At 72.9% G+C, this 17,392-nt stretch carries 13 protein-coding genes; 10 read left to right on the top strand and 3 right to left on the bottom strand.

From position 1 onward, the window contains the following. Positions 1–108 precede the first annotated feature (108 nt). Both RIU97_RS31170 and RIU97_RS31165 read left to right on the top strand, forming a co-directional pair. Complete coding sequence (locus RIU97_RS31170; RefSeq protein ID WP_404960900.1) at positions 109–1,164, top strand: DUF3533 domain-containing protein; 1,056 nt, start codon at positions 109–111, stop codon at positions 1,162–1,164. 421 nt (positions 1,165–1,585) lie between these two features. Further along, positions 1,586–2,770 carry an AAA family ATPase gene (locus RIU97_RS31165; protein ID WP_404960899.1) on the top strand — a complete coding sequence of 395 codons (1,185 nt, stop codon included), beginning with the start codon at positions 1,586–1,588 and terminating at the stop codon, positions 2,768–2,770. Between the two features lie 175 nt (positions 2,771–2,945). Here RIU97_RS31165 and RIU97_RS31160 read toward each other — a convergent pair whose 3' ends face one another. Both RIU97_RS31160 and RIU97_RS31155 read right to left on the bottom strand, forming a co-directional pair. Then, the gene (locus tag RIU97_RS31160) at positions 2,946–4,604 is read right to left on the bottom strand and encodes an amidohydrolase (protein WP_404960898.1); all 1,659 of its coding nucleotides are present in this window, start codon (positions 4,602–4,604) and stop codon (positions 2,946–2,948) included. A 152-nt stretch (positions 4,605–4,756) separates the two neighbouring features. After that, on the bottom strand, positions 4,757–5,305 hold the full coding sequence (locus tag RIU97_RS31155) for a cytosine permease (protein ID WP_404960897.1): 549 nt from the start codon (positions 5,303–5,305) through the stop codon (positions 4,757–4,759). On the opposite strand from RIU97_RS31155, the gene RIU97_RS31150 reads away from it, so the two are divergent. Together RIU97_RS31150 and RIU97_RS31145 are read left to right on the top strand one after the other, a co-directional pair. After that, positions 5,280–5,552, top strand: a complete 273-nt coding sequence (locus tag RIU97_RS31150; protein ID WP_404960896.1) for a TetR family transcriptional regulator C-terminal domain-containing protein — start codon at positions 5,280–5,282, stop codon at positions 5,550–5,552. The two genes, RIU97_RS31155 and RIU97_RS31150, sit on opposite strands and share 26 nt — an antisense overlap. Before the next feature lie 331 nt (positions 5,553–5,883). Then, positions 5,884–6,786: an alpha/beta fold hydrolase gene (locus RIU97_RS31145; protein WP_404960895.1), complete on the top strand. Its 903-nt coding sequence runs from the start codon at positions 5,884–5,886 to the stop codon at positions 6,784–6,786. On the opposite strand, the gene RIU97_RS31140 is transcribed toward RIU97_RS31145, so the two are convergent. Further along, positions 6,783–7,361: an NADPH-dependent FMN reductase gene (locus tag RIU97_RS31140; protein ID WP_404960894.1), complete on the bottom strand. Its 579-nt coding sequence runs from the start codon at positions 7,359–7,361 to the stop codon at positions 6,783–6,785. The genes RIU97_RS31145 and RIU97_RS31140 overlap by 4 nt on opposite strands. Positions 7,362–7,675: 314 nt before the next feature. Between RIU97_RS31140 and fxsA the strand changes: the two genes are divergently transcribed. From fxsA to RIU97_RS31110, 6 genes are all read left to right on the top strand, one after another. Further along, positions 7,676–7,840 carry an FxSxx-COOH cyclophane-containing RiPP peptide gene (gene fxsA / locus RIU97_RS31135; protein ID WP_404960893.1) on the top strand — a complete coding sequence of 55 codons (165 nt, stop codon included), beginning with the start codon at positions 7,676–7,678 and terminating at the stop codon, positions 7,838–7,840. A 29-nt stretch (positions 7,841–7,869) separates the two neighbouring features. Then, the gene (fxsBH, locus tag RIU97_RS31130; protein ID WP_404960892.1) at positions 7,870–10,122 is read left to right on the top strand and encodes a radical SAM/SPASM protein FxsBH, inactivated beta-hydroxylase extension form; all 2,253 of its coding nucleotides are present in this window, start codon (positions 7,870–7,872) and stop codon (positions 10,120–10,122) included. Beyond that, positions 10,119–10,961, top strand: coding sequence for an aminoglycoside N(3)-acetyltransferase (locus RIU97_RS31125; protein ID WP_404960891.1), 843 nt, complete (start codon positions 10,119–10,121; stop codon positions 10,959–10,961). Before fxsBH ends, RIU97_RS31125 begins: the two co-directional genes overlap by 4 nt. A gap of 77 nt (positions 10,962–11,038) precedes the next feature. After that, positions 11,039–12,430: a TIR-like protein FxsC gene (locus tag RIU97_RS31120; RefSeq protein WP_404960890.1), complete on the top strand. Its 1,392-nt coding sequence runs from the start codon at positions 11,039–11,041 to the stop codon at positions 12,428–12,430. Next, positions 12,414–16,406, top strand: a complete 3,993-nt coding sequence (fxsT, locus tag RIU97_RS31115; RefSeq protein ID WP_404960889.1) for an FxSxx-COOH system tetratricopeptide repeat protein — start codon at positions 12,414–12,416, stop codon at positions 16,404–16,406. The genes RIU97_RS31120 and fxsT overlap by 17 nt, the downstream gene beginning before the upstream one ends. An 84-nt stretch (positions 16,407–16,490) precedes the next feature. After that, on the top strand, positions 16,491–17,387 hold the full coding sequence (locus RIU97_RS31110) for a DUF4231 domain-containing protein (protein ID WP_404960888.1): 897 nt from the start codon (positions 16,491–16,493) through the stop codon (positions 17,385–17,387). The last annotated feature ends 5 nt before the right edge of the window (positions 17,388–17,392 follow it).

Here is a 17,392-nt window from a genome sequence, read left to right as displayed (position 1 = left end):
ATTCGAATATCCGTGCGAAACACCTGTTCGATCCTCTGAGGCCGTCCAGGTCATCCGTTCGGCCCTCCCCTGCTGCGCCCCGCCCCCGGTACGCCGAGCGTGTGGAACATGACCCAGCCCACCGAGAGCACCGACGCAGGGCCGTCCACCACAGGCTTCCTCGCCGAGGTCAAGGACGCCGTGACCACCCGGGCAGCCCTGCTGGTCCTGGGGGTGCTGGCCCTCCAGCTCGCCTTCATCACCTCGTACATCGGGGCCTTCCACCATCCGAAGCCCAGCGAGATCCCGATCGCCGTGGCCGCTCCCCTCGCCCCGGTGGCCCAGCAGACCGCGAAGCAGCTCGGCGCCCTGCCCGGCGAACCGCTCGACCCCCGCGTGGTCAAGGACGAGGCCGCGGCGCTCGACCAGGTCAGGCACCGGGACGTCGACGCCGCGCTGATCGTCGACCCGGCCGGCAAGACCGACCGGCTACTGGTCGCCTCCGGCGCCGGCGCCTCGCTGTCCCAGGCCGTGGAAGAGATCGTCGGCTTCGTCGAGAAGACCCAGGGCCGGACCCTGCGGGTCACCGACGTGGCCCCGGCCGGCAAGGGCGACAGCCGCGGCCTGAGCTCCTTCTACCTGGTGATCGGCTGGTGCGTGGGCGGCTACCTGTGCGCCGCGATCCTCGCGATCAGCGCCGGCGCCCGGCCCGCGAACGGACACCGCGCCGTCATCCGGCTCGGCGCGCTGCTCTTGTACGCGATCGCCGCCGGGCTGCTCGGCACGGTCATCGCGGGCCCGATCCTTGGCGCGCTGCCCGGCAGCATCATGGGCCTGTGGGGGCTGGGCACCCTGGTCGTCTTCGCGGTCGGCGCGATCACCCTCGCCTTCCAGGGGGTGGCGGGCGTGATCGGCATCGGCCTCGCGATCCTGCTGGTCGTGGTGCTCGGCAACCCGAGTGCCGGCGGCGCCTACCCCTACCCGCTGCTGCCGCCGTTCTGGAGCGCCATCGGCCCGGCCCTGCCGCCGGGTGCCGGCACGTACGCGGCGCGCTCCATCACGTACTTCAAGGGGAACGGCGCGGGCGGGCCGATGCTGGTGCTGGCCGCCTGGGCGGTGGTCGGTTCGGCGGTCACCCTGGCCTGCGCGGTGTGGCGCAAGGGCCGGCCCGGGGTCCCCGACTGACCCCTGCGGGGTGCTCCGCGGTGCCCGCGCGCTGCCCGGACCCACGCCGGCGAGGCTGTCGTTCCGGGGACACCGAGCACTGCCGGAGCCCGGCCGTGGGGTGGGGACACGCAGGAGGGTCCCCGCAGGACGAGCGCGCAACCCAGGCCGTCTGGCAGAACCGCGGCCGCAGGCGCGAGCCGAGGAGATCCTCGTGCGGGGCACCGGCCCACCCCCCGCCGAGCACCCCGCAGGGGACACGGCACGGGCCCACCCCACGCCGCCTCGCAGGGACACGGCACCGGCCCACCCCACACCGAGCACCCCGCAGGGGACACGGCACCGGCCCACCCCGAACACGCCGAGCACCCCCCAGAGGACACGGCACGGGCCGAGCCGTAACACCGCCGAGCACCCCGCAGGGACACGGCATGATCGTCACGTGATCACCACGCTCGCCGTCGAGAACTACCGCTCCCTGCGCAAACTGATCGTCCCTCTGGGCCGGCTCACCGTCGTGACGGGGGCCAACGGCACGGGCAAGTCCAGCCTCTACCGATCGCTGCGCCTGCTCGCCGACTCCGCACGCGGCGGGGCGGTCGCGGCGCTGGCCCGGGAGGGCGGACTGCCCTCCACCCTGTGGGCCGGTCCGGAAAAGCCGGCCCGGGCCGTGCGCGAGGGACAGCACCCGCTCCAGGGCACGGTCCGCAGCGAGCCGGTCAGCCTCCGCCTGGGCTTCGCGGGCGACGAGTTCGGCTACGCGGTGGACTTCGGGCACCCGGCCCCGGTCCCCGACTCCCTCTTCGCCCTCGATCCGGAGATCAAGCGCGAGTGCACGTGGGCGGGCCCGGTCCTGCGCCCCGCCGCGCTCCTCTCGGACCGTGCGGGGCCGGCAGTACGCACGCGCACCGCGGACGGAGGCTGGCACCGTACGCAGAACGCCCTGCGCCCGTACGACTCCATGCTCAGCGAGCTCGCGGACCCCCAGCTGGCCCCGGACCTCCTCGCCCTGCGCGACCTGATCCGGTCCTGGCGGTTCTACGACCACGTCCGCACGGACGCCGGGGCACCCGCCCGGACCCCGCGGGTCGGCACCCGTACGCCCGTGCTCAGCGCCGACGGCTCGGACCTGCCCGCCGCGCTCCAGACGATCCGCGAGATCGGGGACCACGCCGCGCTGGACGAGGCGGTCTCGGCGGCCTTCCCCGGCAGCCGGGTCTCCGTCACCGACCGCGACGGCCGCTTCGAGCTGGAACTCCACCAGCACGGCCTGCTGCGCCCGCTGGGCGCGGCCGAGCTCTCCGACGGCACCCTGCGCTACCTGCTGTGGACGGCGGCCCTGCTGACTCCTCGGCCGCCCGCCCTGATGGTGCTCAACGAGCCGGAGACCAGCCTCCACCCGGACCTGCTGGCCCCGCTCGCCGACCTGATCCTCACGGTGAGCCGGGACACCCAGACGGTGGTGGTCACCCACGCGGCCCCGCTGGCGGAGGCCCTGGCGGCCGGCACCCGGCGGCACCGGGTGGACCTGCAGACCATCACCCTGGTCAAGGAGTTCGGCCGGACCGAGGTAGCGGGCCGCGAGGGCCCCCTCGACGAACCCCTCTGGTACTGGCCCCAGCGCTAGCCCCGGCCGGGGGCTCCGTCGGGGTGGGGCGGGGTCGGAGGGGTGGGGCCGGGCGCGCGCCGGGGCGTCTCCTCGGGCGCCGAACGTGACGGGGGGTCGGCGGGCCGGGCCACCTTGCGTTCGACGCCCTGCGGGGAGCACCCCGACACAGCCTAGGCACACCGGCCGCCGGAACTCAGGCCGTCCGGTGGACGACCTCGCCCGCCACCACCACCGTTTCGGCCACCGTGCCCGGGATCTCGTCGGCCGGGACGGCGAGGATGTCGCGGGAGAGGACCACGAAGTCCGCCGCCTTGCCCACCGTGAGCGAACCGCGTTCCCGGTCCAGGAAGTTGGCGTGGGCGGAGCCCATCGTGTAGCCGTGCACCGCCGTGGCCACGTCCACCGTCTCGGCCGGCTGCCAGGCCGGGCCCTCGCCGGACAGGGGGCGGCGCGTCACCGCCGTGTAGATGCCGACCATCGGGTCCATCTCCGCCACGTTCCAGTCGCTGGAGAACGCCAGCACCGCCCCGCCCTCGTGCAGGCTGCGCATCGGCCACGCCTTGTGCCAGCGGCCCTCGCCGACGTTCTCCGCCCAGTCCTGGCCGGGTCCCGCGATCTCCGGTGCGCAGTGCCTGGGCTGCATGCACGCGACCACGCCGAGCTCCGCGAAGCGCGGTACGTCCGCCGGGTCCAGGCACTCCACGTGGACCACCTGGTGGCGGGCGTCGCGCGGGCCGTTGGCCGCCCGGGCGTGCTCCACCGCGTCCAGGACGGTCCGGATGCCCCGGTCGCCGGTGGCGTGGACGAAGCACTGGAAGCCGCGCGCGTCCAGCTTCGCCAGCAGCTCCGCGAACTCCTCGGCCGGGTAGAAGGTCTCGCCCCGGTGGTGGCCGCAGCCCGCGTACGGCTCCAGCAGCGCGGCCGTGCGCGGCTCCACCACGTCGTCGATGTAGAGCTTGAGCGGGCCGACCCGCAGCCGCTCCCCCGCGTACGCGCGGGCGGCCGCCGCGAAGGCGTCGAGCTCCTCCTCGGTCGTGCCCCGCGGGTGGAACAGGGCGGCGACGATCCGCGAGCACAGCCGGCCCTCCGCACGGGCCCGCTCGTAGAGGGCGAGGTCGTCGAGGGAGTTCTGCGGCTCGACCACCGTGGTGATGCCGAAGCCGATCGCGTCGTCGAGGCTCTTGGCGAGCCGCCCGTACTGCCGGTCCGGCGAGGCCCACGGGACGCCCAGGTCGCGCAGCGCCCGGTGGCCGTCGCGCGAGAGCCCCTTGACGGCGAAGTCCTTGACGAATCCGCTGGGTTCGCCGGTCAGCGGGTCCACCGCCGCCGTGCCGAAGGGGAGGTCCGTGCGGTCCCGCGAGACTCCCAGCCGCCGCATGGCCGCCGTGTTCAGCCAGGCCGTGTGCACGTCGTACGAGAGCACGATCGCGGGGATGTCCCCGGTGACGGGGTCCAGGTCGGCGGCGCACGGCATCCGGCCGTCCGGGATCGCGGAGTAGTCGAAGGCCTCGGCCTCGATCCACTGCGCGTCCGGGTTGGCCTCCCGCCAGGCCAGGATCCGCTCGTGGATGCCCTCCAGGGTCCGTACCCCGGCGAGCTGCACGCAGGCGTCGTCCGAGCCGAGCCGGACGTGGTTGTGGGCGTCGATGAAGCCGGGGAGCACCAGCTTGCCGTCCGCGTCGATCCGCTCGGTGTCCGGGCCGTCCCAGGCGGCGGCCTCGTGGTCCGGGCCGAGCCAGACGATCCGGCCGTCGTGCACGGCGAGGGCCTCGGCCTCGGGCAGGTCCGGGTCCACGGTGTGGATGCGGGCTCCGGTGAGCAGCAGGTCGGCGGGGAAGGGATGGCGTGCCATGTGAGGGTGCTCCATTGCGTGTGACGTGTCGTGCGGGTGGCCGGGCGGGGCGGGTCCCGCGGCCGGTCAGGCCGGTCAGGCGGCCGGGGCGGTCAGGCGGCCGGGGCGGTCAGGCGGCCGGGGCGGTCAGGCCGGTCAGGCGGCCGGGGCGGTCAGGCGGCCGGGGCGGTCAGGCCGGTCAGGCGGCCGGGGCGTACGCCGGCGGCCGGGGCGTACGCCGGTACCCGGCGCCGGGCGAGGGCCCAGTAGGCGAGTCCGGAGACGACCGACCCGAGGAGGGTGAGGTCGGCGCCGCCGAGCGGGGCCACCAGCGGTCCGGTCCACAGTTCGGAGTCGCAGGTCAGGGCGGCGAAGGCCATGCCGGCGAGCAGGGCGGCCATGCCCGCCGGGTGGTAGCCGGAGCGGTACCAGTAGGCGCCGGCACTGCCCGCGTGCAGCGCGTCGGAGTCGTAGCGGCAGCGGCGCAGCAGCATGTCGGCGAGGAAGACCCCGCCCCAGGGGGCGAAGACGATGATCAGGAGGGAGAGGAAGGAGAGCAGGGAGGTGGTGAAGTCGGTGAGGAAGAGGGCGGCCAGCGAGCCGACGGCGGTGACGGCGGCGCTGATGACGATGGCCCGGGCGCGGCTCCACGGGATGCCGAGGACCTGGAGGTTCAGGCTGGAGGAGTAGAGCGTGATGATCAGGGCCCGTACCGCCTCCAACGAGCCGCTGAAGGCCGCCCAGGAGGAGATCGACGAGAGCTGGCAGCGGGACCTGGAGGCACTCCTCGCCAAGGGCGTGGACCAGGGCCGCTTCGCACCCATGGACGTACCCGGACGCGCCTCGGAGCTGCTCGCCCTGCTGGACGGCCTGAGCACCCGGGTCGTCCTGGGCCAGCGCGGCGCGGACCGGGCCCGGGCCCTGCGCCAGGCCCGCTCGGCGGCCGCCCTGCTGATCCCCGCGCCGTAGCGGGCCCGGCGCATCCGACTCCTTCATTTCGAAACGGACCGACCGCGACCGGCTTTTTCCCTGACGCCTCAGCCCGATGTCGCAATTCGACGAGCAAAAGCGGAAGCGTACGTGCCGAAAAAGCCCTTTCCGGGCGGACCGAAGGACCCTTACGCCCGTTCACGCCCCCAAGGCCCCTGACTTGACCTGGGCATATACCAGAGGACCAAAGGCGTCCGCGCGCTCGTGAAAGCCTTCACAAGAATTGCGCACGAAGTGCGCCCTACCGCGCTCCTCCGCCAGCGAGCACAATCTCGGTGACGACTCGCACCGATCGTGAAGGAGGGAGCGCGTGCGCAATCAGGTGCGCACAGCGGACGGACGCTCTCTGACCGTGGAGCGCTGGGGCGATCCCGACGGCAAGCCCGTCTTCCTGCTCCACGGCATGCCCGGCAGCCGCCTGGGCCCGGCCCCCCGGGGCATGGTCCTCTACCAACGCCGCATGCAGCTCATCGCCTACGACAGACCCGGCTACGGCGGCTCCGACCGCCACCCGGGCCGCACCGTCGCCGACGTGGCCCAGGACGTGGCCGCCATCGCCGACGCCCTCGGCCTGGACACCTTCGCGGTGGCCGGCCGCTCCGGCGGCGCCGCCGGAGCCCTCGCCTGCGCCGCCCTGCTCCCGGACCGGGTCACCCGGACCGCGGCCATGGTCGGCCTGGCTCCCCGGGACGCGGAGGACCTGGACTGGTTCGCCGGGATGGCCGCGTCGAACGTCAAGGAGTACACCACCGCCACCGCCGACCCCGAGGAGCTGGCGGCCCGGCTGATCCCGCGCGCCGACGGCATCCGCAAGGATCCCGGCCGGCTGCTGGACGAGTTGCGCCGGGAGCTGACCGACAACGACCGCATGATCGTCTCGGATGCGGGCCTGCGGTCGATGCTGCTGCGGAACTACCGTGAGGGGCTGCGCCATTCGGCGTACGGATGGATCGACGACGTCCTCGCCTTCAGCCGCCCCTGGGGCTTCGACCCCGCCGGCATCCGCTGCCCGGTGCTGATCTGGCACGGGGAGCTCGACGTGTTCTCCCCCGTGGGCCATTCCCGCTGGCTGGCCCGCCGCATCCCGGGGGCCACGACCGCCATCGAGCCGGCCGCCGCGCACTTCGCGGCCCTGCGCGCACTGCCCGACGTACTCAACTGGCTGCTGCGCGACCTGCCCATCCCGCCCCTCAGCGAACAGCAGCCCGCCTAGGGTGCGCCCTGGCCGTCCGGGCGGTCCCGGCGGTCCCGGCCGGCCAGTACGCCGAGCACCTCGCCGATGCGCGCCCGGACCTCCGGGTCGGCGATCGTCCCGTCCTGGCCGGACATCCCCCCGTTCACCGGGATCCGTACGCAGGCCTCCTCCACGACCGCGGCGCCGGTGTAGCCGAGGACCGCGCGCAGCGTGGCCTCCGCGCCCAGGCCGCGGCCCGGGGCGGCCGCGTTCACCCAGGCCACGGGCTTGTCGCTGATCTCGGTACCGCCGACCGTCCAGTCCAGGAGGTTCTTGAACGATCCCGGCAGGGTGCCCGCGTACTCCGGGGTGCAGACCAGGATCGCGTCCGCCGCGGCGATCGCCGCGCGCAGCCCGGCCACCGGAGCGGGCAACTGGTCCGTGTCGTCATCGGGGTTGAAGTGCGGCAGCGTCCCCAGCCCGTCGTACAGGACGGTGCGCACGTGGGCGGGCGTCCCGGCGGCGACCGCCTGCGCGGTGCGCAGCACCGCCTCGTTGGAGGAACCGGCGCGCAGACTTCCGGACAGCAGCAGGATCAGGGGCGGCGTGGTCATGCGCCCAACCTACCGAGACGGGTCGGGCCAGGTCAGCGCCGGGTCGCCGCGCCCGCGCACCCCGGTCGGACCCGGGTGCGGCCCCCGCCGGCTCCCGGTCCGGGTCCGCCGCCGGAAGAAAAGGATCTTGCCGTCCGGCGAACGGCCGAATAAGCCACGTCGAGAAATACGCCGAGCTTGCTATAGAACGGTTGACCAGGCGTCATGTCTCGGTTGCCAATGGGGTGTGGCCGAGTAAAGTCCACGCTTGACGGCAGCGCGTCGCTGTTGTCATTCGCATGCCCATTCCACATGGCTTCCCCAAGGACGGCGTCGTGAACACTTCCGCAACCCCCGCGACCAGCACGGTCAAGGCCCGCCGGGTCCCGCTCGCCAAGATCGACGTCCACACCGCCTCCGCGGCGGCGACGCTCGGGCGCGTACTGCCGACTGAATCCGGTCGTCCGGTTCAGGCACCGATCTTCAACTCCGCGCTCTGACACCGAAGTAGGCGCTCTAGACTGGTGGAATGAGCGGCCTGATCGCATTTCGCGAGATCGTCCTGAAAGTTCACAGCAGATGCGATCTTGCTTGTGATCATTGCTATGTCTACGAACACGCAGATCAGAGCTGGCGAGCCCGGCCGAAAGTGATCTCCCCCGAGGTAATCTCGCATACCGCGTCGCGGCTCGCCGAACATGCCCGTGACCATGCACTCCCCTCCGTCACGGTGATTCTTCACGGAGGGGAACCCCTGTTGGCGGGCACCGCCCGGCTCCGCCTCGTGTGCGAGGAATTCAGCCGGGCGCTCACCGGAACCGCCGCCCTCGACCTGCGGATCCACACCAACGGCCTGCAGCTCAGCACCCGTCACCTCGACCTCTTCGACGAGTTCGACGTCCGGGTCGGCATCTCCCTGGACGGGGACCGCGCCGCCAACGACCGCCACCGCCGCTTCGCGGACGGCCGTACGAGCCACCCGCTGGTCCTGGCCGCCGTCGCGCTGCTCCGCTCGGAGCCCTACCGCCACCTCTACCAGGGTCTGCTCTGCACCGTGGACGTGGCCAACGATCCCGTGGCCGTCCTGGACGCGCTCGTCGAACTCGAGCCGCCACGCGTGGACTTCCTCCTCCCCCACGCCACCTGGGAGACCCCTCCGGTCCGACCGGACGACGCCCCCGACGCGTACGCGCGCTGGCTCCTGCGGATCTTCGACCACTGGGAACGCCTCGGCCGCCCGGTGCCCGTACGGCTCTTCGAGTCCCTGCTCTCCACCCTGCGCGGCGGCCCCAGCCTCACCGAGTCGCTCGGCCTCGCGCCCACGGACCTCGTCGTCGTCGAGACCGACGGGACCCTGGAGCAGGTGGACTCCCTCAAGAGCGCCTTCGAGGGGGCCGCCGCCACCGGGTTCAACGTCTTCGACCATGCGTTTGACCAGGTCGCGGCCCATCCCGGGGTACGCGCCCGGCAGCTGGGCCTCGCGGGCGTCAGCGACTCGTGCCGCCGCTGCCCCGTCGTACGTTCGTGCGGCGGCGGGCTCTACACCCACCGCTACCGCGACCGCAACGGCTTCGACAACCCCTCCGTCTACTGCACCGACCTGCGCGAGCTCGTGGACGGGGTCGAGGGCCGCACGGCCCTGCGGGAGACCGCACCGCAGCTCTCCGACCCGGCCGAACTCGCCCGTTCCCAGGAGGAGCTGACCCGGATCCTGCTGGCCCGGCTCCACGCGGACCTCGGCGCCGAGCCCGGCTGGGCGCGCGCCTGGGAGCTGCTGGCCGCCGTGGAACAGGCCGGGGAGGCGGGCGCGGACGCGCTGGACGCCGTACTGGACCATCCGTTCACCCGTACCTGGGTGCTGGCGGCCCTGGACGGCGCCCGGGAGGGCCGGCAGGACGGGCCGGAGGCGGCGCGCAGGCTGACCGCGCTGGCCGTCGCGGCCGTCCTGCGCGGCGGGCTGGACCTGCCGGCCGAGGTGGCCTACCGGGACGGCGAGGTGTACCTGCCGACGCTGGGACTGCTGCGGCTCGGGGAGCCCGGCACGGAGGGCCGGGCCGCGCTGCACGTCACCGACGAGGGGTACGCCGTACGGGACGGGCGCACCGAGCACCGCTTCGGGCCCGCGGCGGGGGACGCGCGCTGGCAGCCCGTACGCACCTGGTCGCCCGGGCCGGACGCGGCCCCGGTGGCGCTGGAGGACCTCGACCCGTACCGCAACTGCTTCCCCCGCCCGCCCAGGCTCCGGCTCGGCACCGGCGAGGCCGAGGAGTGGCGGGGCAGGCTGGACCGGGCGTGGGCGCTGCTGCACGAGGCGGTGCCGGAGTTCGCCCGGGCGGCGGCCGCCGGGCTGACCACCCTGACCCCGCTGGCGGGCGGCCCGCGGGCCGGCGGCTGGGGCGAGGCGGGCCGGCACGGTCCGGGGGCGCTCGGGGTGCCGTACGCGGCGGGGGTGCGGGAGACCGCGCTCGCGCTGCTGACCGGGCGGCGGCGGACCCGGTTGCGGGCCCTGACCGAGGTGGCCGACCTGTACGCGCTGGACGGGGCGTGGCAGCACCCCTCGCCGTGGCGGGAGCGCCCGGTCCCGGTGTCGCGGCTGCTGGCCGACGTGCACGAGCGGGTGGCGGTGGAGGCGTACCGGCGGGCCACCGCGGCGCCCGAGCCGGGTGGCTCGGACCGCATCCACCGGGCGCTGGACCGCCTCTCGGAGGCGGCCGAGCTGACCACCACCGGCAAGCGCCTCGTCGCCGAGCTCCGCTACGAACTGAAGGCGGTCGGCGCGTGACCGCCCCGCCCCGGCCACCGGCCCCCTCCCCCGTCGGCCCGGGCCGGGCCGACGGCACCCTCCAGCTGGCCGTGCAGCTGCGGCTGCTGGGCGTCCGCCCCGGGATGCGGCTCATGGTGCACGCCGCCCTCGGCGGGACCGGCCTGCGCGCCGAGCAGCTGCGCGACGCCCTCACGGGGGTCCTCGGTCCGCGCGGCACGCTGGTGGTGCCCGCGTTCACTCCGGAGAACTCCAAGACCTCCAGCGTCCATCTGGAGCGGATCGCCGGCCTGGACGGGTCCGGGGTGCGGGCCTTCCGCGAGCGGATGCCCGCCTTCGACCCGGCGAGCACCCCGAGCCAGGGCATGGGCTCCCTCGCCGAGGCCGTCCGCACCACGCCGGGCGCCGCGCGCAGCTCCCACCCGCAGACCTCTTTCGCCGCCCTCGGCGCGGACGCGGAGCGGCTCTGCGCCGGGCACCGCATCGAAAGCCACCTGGGTGAGGAGTCACCGCTGGGGAAGTTGTGCTGGGAGGGCGGTCAGGTACTCATGATCAATGTGGGGTTTTCGGTCTGCACGGCTTTCCATCTCGCGGAGTATCGAATTCCGAAGCCCCCCTTGCGCATGTACGAGTGTGTGGTGAAGGTGAACCTTCCGGGGCGGCAAGGGAGCCGGCGGGAAGGGGCGTGGACCGCCTACGAGGACGTCGCACTGGACGACGGCGATTTCGCGGAGATCGGCAGGACGTTCCCGGATTCCCGGGTGCGCAGGGGGCGGGTGGGAGGGGCGGCGACCATGCTCTTCTCCCTCCCGGATGCCGTTGACCACGCCCTCGGGTGGATGACCGAAAACAGACGCTGATTGACTGAACGATGAGGGGATGTGGCGAAGCAGCTCCGGAATGATGTTTCTTCGCTCGCAGCTTCGGGACGGGGGGCGTGTTGCCCGCATCAGTGCAGCCATATTTTTTTCTCAGTTATGCGCATACACCGAGATTCGGGGCCGGGGGGCCCGACCCTGACATGTGGGTGGAGCGCCTCTTCCGCGATCTCTGCGGCCATGTCATGGCGCTGACGGACCTGCCCGCCGGCGCCGAAGCCGGGTTCATGGACCGGGAGATACGCAGCGGCGAGGGCTGGTCGGAACGGCTCGGGGCGGCGCTCGCCACCTGCCGGGTCTTCGTGCCCCTGTTCTCGCCGCGGTACTTCGCCAGCGAGATGTGCGGGAAGGAATGGTTCGCCTTCGCGCACCGCGCGATCCAGCACGGCGCGGCGAGCAACGAGCGCGCCGAGGCCATCGTGCCCGCGTTATGGGTGCCGGTTCCCCCTTCCCAGCTGCCCGGCCCCGCCGAGCGGTTGCAGTTCAACCACAACACCTTCGGCGAGCGCTACGTCACCGACGGGCTGTACGGGCTGATCAAACTGCGCGGGTACGCCGAGCAGTACGAACGGGCCGTCTACGAACTGGCCCGGCGCATCGTCCGGGTCGCCGAGACCGTCCGTCTCGATCCCGTCCGCCCCGTGGACTACCGGGTGGTGCCCAGCGCCTTCGGCCCCTCCGGCAGCGCCGGCGGCGCCGGCAGCGCCGGCAGCGGCCCCGCCCGCACCCTCCACGTGACCGTGGCGGCCGGCTCCCGGCACGACCTGCCGGAGGGCCGGAGCCCGGAGTACTACGGGGAGAGCGCCCTGGACTGGAATCCCTACCATCCGGTGTCCCAGCGGCCGATCGCGTACGTCGCCGAGGACGTGATCAAGAACCTCAACTACCAGACCACCATGTCCTCCTTCGACGACGAGGCCGGACACTTCGACAGCAAGCAGCCGCCGACCCGGCCGGAGATCCTGATCGTCGACCGCTGGATCGTGGAGGACGAGCACCGCCGCCAGCGCCTGGCCGCCTTCGACCAGGAGGCCCGCCCGTGGATCAACGTGGTCGTGCCGTGGAACCGCTACGACCACCAGAGCCGCGCGAAGGAGGCCGAGCTGGCACGGCGGCTGGAGGAGACCCTGCCCGTCAAGATGGGCCAGGGCCGGGCCGCCTGCCGGGCCGCCGCCAACGGCGTGGCCAACATGGAGACCCTCGGACAGATCCTGCCCCAGGTGGTCGAGGCCGCCGCCCAGCAGTTCCTCAGACACGCCCAGGTCTACCTGCCGGCCGGCAACACCCACACCGAACGCCCGCGACTGCTCGGGCCGATGGGGATGAGCGAGCCGCCCGCACGGCCCGCGGCTCCCTTCCCGCCCGACGCCTGCAACGCGTACGACGCCCACATCGACGGCAACGACAGCAACGACACCGACCGGGGGGACGCGGATGACAGCGAGTCGTGACAGCAGGGACAGCCGTGACGGACGCATCGTCACCTTCTACTCGTACAAGGGCGGCACGGGCCGCACCATGGCGCTGGCCAACACCGCCTGGATCCTGGCGGCCAACGGCAAGCGGGTCCTCGCCGTGGACTGGGACCTGGAGGCCCCGGGCCTGCACCGCTTCTTCCACCCCTTCCTGGACCCCTCCACGCTCGGGGCCACCACCGGGGTCATCGACCTGATCAGCGAGTACGCCTGGGCCGCGACCAGTCCGGTGCAGCGCGCCGAGGACTGGCACAAGGACTACGCGCGGATACAGCCGCACGCCGTCTCGCTGACCCCGGAGACCCTCGGCTGGGAGTTCCCGGACGGCGGCACCCTGGACTTCGTCTCCGCGGGCCGGCAGAACCGCGAGTACTCCGCGACCGTCTCCACCTTCGACTGGGACAACTTCTACGACCGCCTCGGCGGCGGCCTCTTCTTCGACGCGTTACGCGCCGACATGAAGAGGAACTACGACTACGTCCTGATCGACAGCCGCACCGGACTGTCCGACATCGCGGACATCTGCACCGTGCACCTCCCGGACGTCCTGGTCGACTGCTTCACCCTGTCCGACCAGTCCATCGACGGCGCCGCGTCCGTGGCCCGCCAGATCGACGAGCGGTTCAACGACCGCGGCATCAAGATCTACCCCGTCCCCATGCGCATCGACGAGGGCGAGAAGGAGAAGGCCGACGCGGGCCGGGCACTGGCCCGCATCAAGTTCGACCGCTTCCCCAATGGTCTGGTCGGGGACGAGCTCACTTCGTACTGGGGCGCGGTGGAGATCCCGTACCGGCCCTACTACGCCTACGAGGAGACCCTGGCCACCTTCGGCGACGAGGCCGGTCTCACCAACTCCCTGCTCTCCGCCTTCGAACGGCTCACCACGGTGGTCACCGAGGGCGAGATCACCTCCATGCCGGTCATCGGCGAGGAGGTCCGCCTGCGGATCAGGGACGCCTTCACCCGGCGCCGCCCGGCCCTGCCCGCCGACCTGTTCCTCTCCTACGTCGCCGAGAACCGGATGTGGGCCGACTGGATCGAGTCGGTGCTCACCCGCGCCGGCTTCCGGGTCGTCCCCAAGGACGTCTCCGCGGAGCGGGTCCCGGTGACCGCCGCCTCCGGGGACACCCTCGGCGGCGGGACGGGCATCAGCATCGACACCGCCGCCAGGACCGTGGTGCTGCTCTCCACGGCCTACCTGAAGTCCGCCCGGGCCGTGGACGTGTGGGAGCGGGCCGCGGCCGAGGACCCGACCGGGGGCCGACGCCAGCTGGTGCCGCTGAGGGTGGGCGACGTACGGCTCTCCACGCCCTACATCGACCGCAACCCGGTGGACCTCTTCCGGCTCGACGAGGTGCACGCCACGGCCGCCCTGCTGCGCGCGGTGGAGCGGCCGATGGCGCTGCCCGACAGCGTCGCCAGCGCCTCCCAGCCCGGTCCCCGCTTCCCGGGAACCGTCCCGAAGATCTGGAACGCGCCGCCCCGCAATCCCGGGTTCACCGGGCGCAGCATCGTGCTGGAGCGGATGCGCGACCAGCTCGGCGGCGGCATGGCCGTGGTGCTGCCGCAGCCGCAGACCCTGTTCGGGCTCGGCGGCGTCGGCAAGACCCAGGTGGCGCTGGAGTACGTGCACCGGTTCATGGCCGACTACGACCTGGTGTGGTGGATCTCCTCGGAGCAGACCGACGACGTGGTCGCGGCCCTCGCCGAGCTGGCCGTACGCCTGGGTGCGCAGACCGGCGAGGACATGGCGGCCGCCTCCCAGGAGGCGATCGACCTGCTGCGGCGCGGGGTGCCCTCCGCGCGCTGGCTGCTGGTCTTCGACAACGCGGACGATCCCGAGACGCTGAAGCGGTTCTTCCCGCCGGGCGGCCCGGGCCACGTGCTGGTGACCTCCCGCAACCAGTCCTGGTCGCAGTACGGGGACGCGCTCCCGGTGGACGTGTTCCTGCGCGAGGAGTCCATCGAGCACCTCCAGCGCCGGGCCCCCGGGCTCAGCAAGGACGACGCCGAGCAGGTGGCGGTGGCGGTGGGCGACCTGCCGCTGGCCGTCGAGCAGGCGGGGGCCTGGATCGCGGAGACCGCGACCCCGGTGGCCGCGTACATCGAGCAGCTGGCCCAGCAGGCTGCGAGCGTCCTGGCGCTGAACCAGCCGCCCGGCTATCCGGAGCCGGTGGCCGCCACCTGGAACATCTCCATAGAACGGCTGCAGTCCCGCTCCCCGGCCGCGGTCCGGCTGCTCCAGCTGTGCGCCTTCCTCGCGCCCGAGCCGATCTCCGCGAACCTGCTCTACAGCAAGGAGATGATCGACGCCCTCAAGCCCTACGACTCCTCCCTGCAGGAGAAGCTGGTGCTCGGCCGGGTGATCCGGGAGATCGGCCGGTTCGCGCTGGCCAAGGTCGACCAGGTCAGCAACAGCATCCAGGTGCACCGGCTGGTCCAGGCGGTGATCCGGGCCCAGCTGACCGAGGAGGAGCAGCGGGAGGCCCGGCACGCCGTCCACCGGATCCTGGCCGGCGCCCGGCCGGACGACGACGAGCCGATCGACAACCCGGAGACCTGGCCGCGGTTCAACACCATCTGGTCGCACCTGACCCCGTCCGAGGCCCGGTACTGCAAGGAGCCGGAGACCCGCCGGCTGCTGATCGACCGCGTCCGCTACCTGTGGAAGCGCGGTGACTTCAAGGCCGCGTACTCGCTCGGCGAGGAGCTGCGCGAGGCCTGGAAGGAGATGCTGGGCAACGACGACCTGCAGTACCTGTACCTGCGCTTCCACCTGTCGAACATCCTGCGTTCGCAGGGGCGGTTCGTGGAGGCGAAGGAGCTGGACGAGGTCACCCTGGAGCGCCAGCGGGCCGTGCTGGGCCCCTCGCACCCGCACACGTACATGACCATGAGCGGTCTCGCCAACACGCTGGGCGCGCTCGGCCAGTACGCGGAGGCGATGGAGCTGGCGACCGACGCCCACGAGGGCTTCAGCCAGATCTTCCACGAGGCGCACCCGCGCACGCTGGCCGCCGCGAACAACCTGGCGCTGAACCTGCGGCTGGTGGGCCAGTACACCAGAGCCCGTGAGATCGACCAGGAGGTGCACGACCTGCGCACGGAGGTGCTCGGACCGGAGCACCCGTACACCCTGTCCTCCGCGCAGAACCTCGCCCGCGACCTGCGCGAGGTGGGCCGGTACGAGGACTCGGTGCAACTGCTCAGCCGGACCTACGAGACCTACAAGCGGACGCTGGGGCGGGCCTTCCCCGGCACCCTGTCGGCCGCGAAGAACCTGGCGGTGTCGCTGCGCCGGGCGGGCCAGCTGGAGGACGCGCTCCGGCTGACCACGGCCACCCGGGCCCGCTACCGGGCCAAGTACACCTCCGTCAACCCGGACCTGCTGTCCTGCGAGCTGAACCTGGCCTCGGACCTCTTCGCGACCGGGGACCCGGGCGGGGCGCGGGACCTGGCGCAGGAGGTGGTGGACGAGTACATGAAGGTGCCGGGCGAGCGGCACCCGTACACCCTGGCGGCCGTCAACAACCTGGCGGTCTTCCACTGGGGCACGGGCGCGGCGGAGACGGCGGAGACGATGCTGCGGCAGACGATACGGGGCATGCGGGACGTGCTCGGCGACAACCACCCGCACACGGTCTTCGCCCATCTCAACCTGGCCAACACCCGGGCCGATCTGGGCGATCCGGAAGGCGCCCTGGAGCTGGAGCGGCTCGCCGTGATGCGGCTGCGCGAGGCTCTCGGGGGGCACCATCCCGAGACCCTGGCGGCCGGCTCCAACATGGCGGTCAGCCTGGACTCGCTGGGCCGCAAGGAAGAGGCGGCCCGGCTGCGGGCGGAGGCGGTGTCCGAGCTGAGCCGGCTCCTCGGCGAGGACCACAGCCTGACCCGGTACGCCCGTGACGAGCGGCGGATCCACCGCGATCTGGAGCCTCTCGCCGTGTGATTCCACGGAGGGCGGCGGGGCCCCGCGACCGCGGTCCGCCCGCCGCCCGCCACCCGACAGCAGGGGGGCGCTGTGACCGACAGCATGACTTTCCGAAACGAGGACCTGCCGGCCCTCTTCCACCACACCGACCAGGCGGCGATCTCCCGGCAGCGGGAGTCCACCCAGGCCACGCGCGCCCAGCTGATGCTGCTCGTGGCCGCCGCGGGGGCCGCGGCACTGCCCGCGGGGCCCAAGCTGGGCTCGTCGTACCTCTTCGGGCTGCTGAGCGTGCTCGCGTACGCGGGAGTGCTGGGCGTGGGCATGCGGGCGACCAGGCGCCGGGCGCGCCCGCAGTGGCAGCTCAACCGCAGCGCGGCGGAGTTCATCAAGTCCCTGGCCTGGCGGTACGCCGTGCACGGGGCGCCGTTCGGCAGCGAGGTCGGCGCGCCCGAGGCGACGTACCGGACCCGGCTGGAGGCGGGCCTGGCCGAGCTGCGGAAGATGGGCTGGGACGATCCGCGTGCCGCCGGGACGGTACCCGAGGGCGGGGAGATCACCGGCGCGATGCAGCGGCTGCGCGGGACGGACTACCAGGTGCGGCGGGAGACGTACGTCCGGGACCGGCTGATCGAGCAGCGCAACTGGTACCGGCGGAAGACGGAGGTGTCCCGGCGGGCGACGAACCTGTGGTCGTGGACGATCGTGCTGCTGACCTGCCTGGCCCTGCTGTTCGCGCTGCTGGGGTCGTTCGGGTCGGGGCCGGGGCCGAGGCTGACCGCGCTGCTGAGCGCGGCGGCGGCGGCCGGCATCGCCTGGAACGAGGTGCGCCGCCATCATCCGCTGATCGAGGCGCACACCCTGATCGAGCAGGACCTGGCGGCGATGATGGTCGTGATGCAGACGACCATCACCGAGTCGCAGTGGCCTTCGTCGGTGTACGAGACCGAACGGTACGTCTCCCCGCAGCACACCGACTGGCTGGCCCGGCACAGCAGTTGAGACCG

Origin of the sequence: Streptomyces sp. 147326 (assembly GCF_045000215.1) — a bacterium.
Taxonomy (GTDB): domain Bacteria; phylum Actinomycetota; class Actinomycetes; order Streptomycetales; family Streptomycetaceae; genus Streptomyces.
This window is presented reverse-complemented; position numbering and strand designations above follow the sequence as displayed.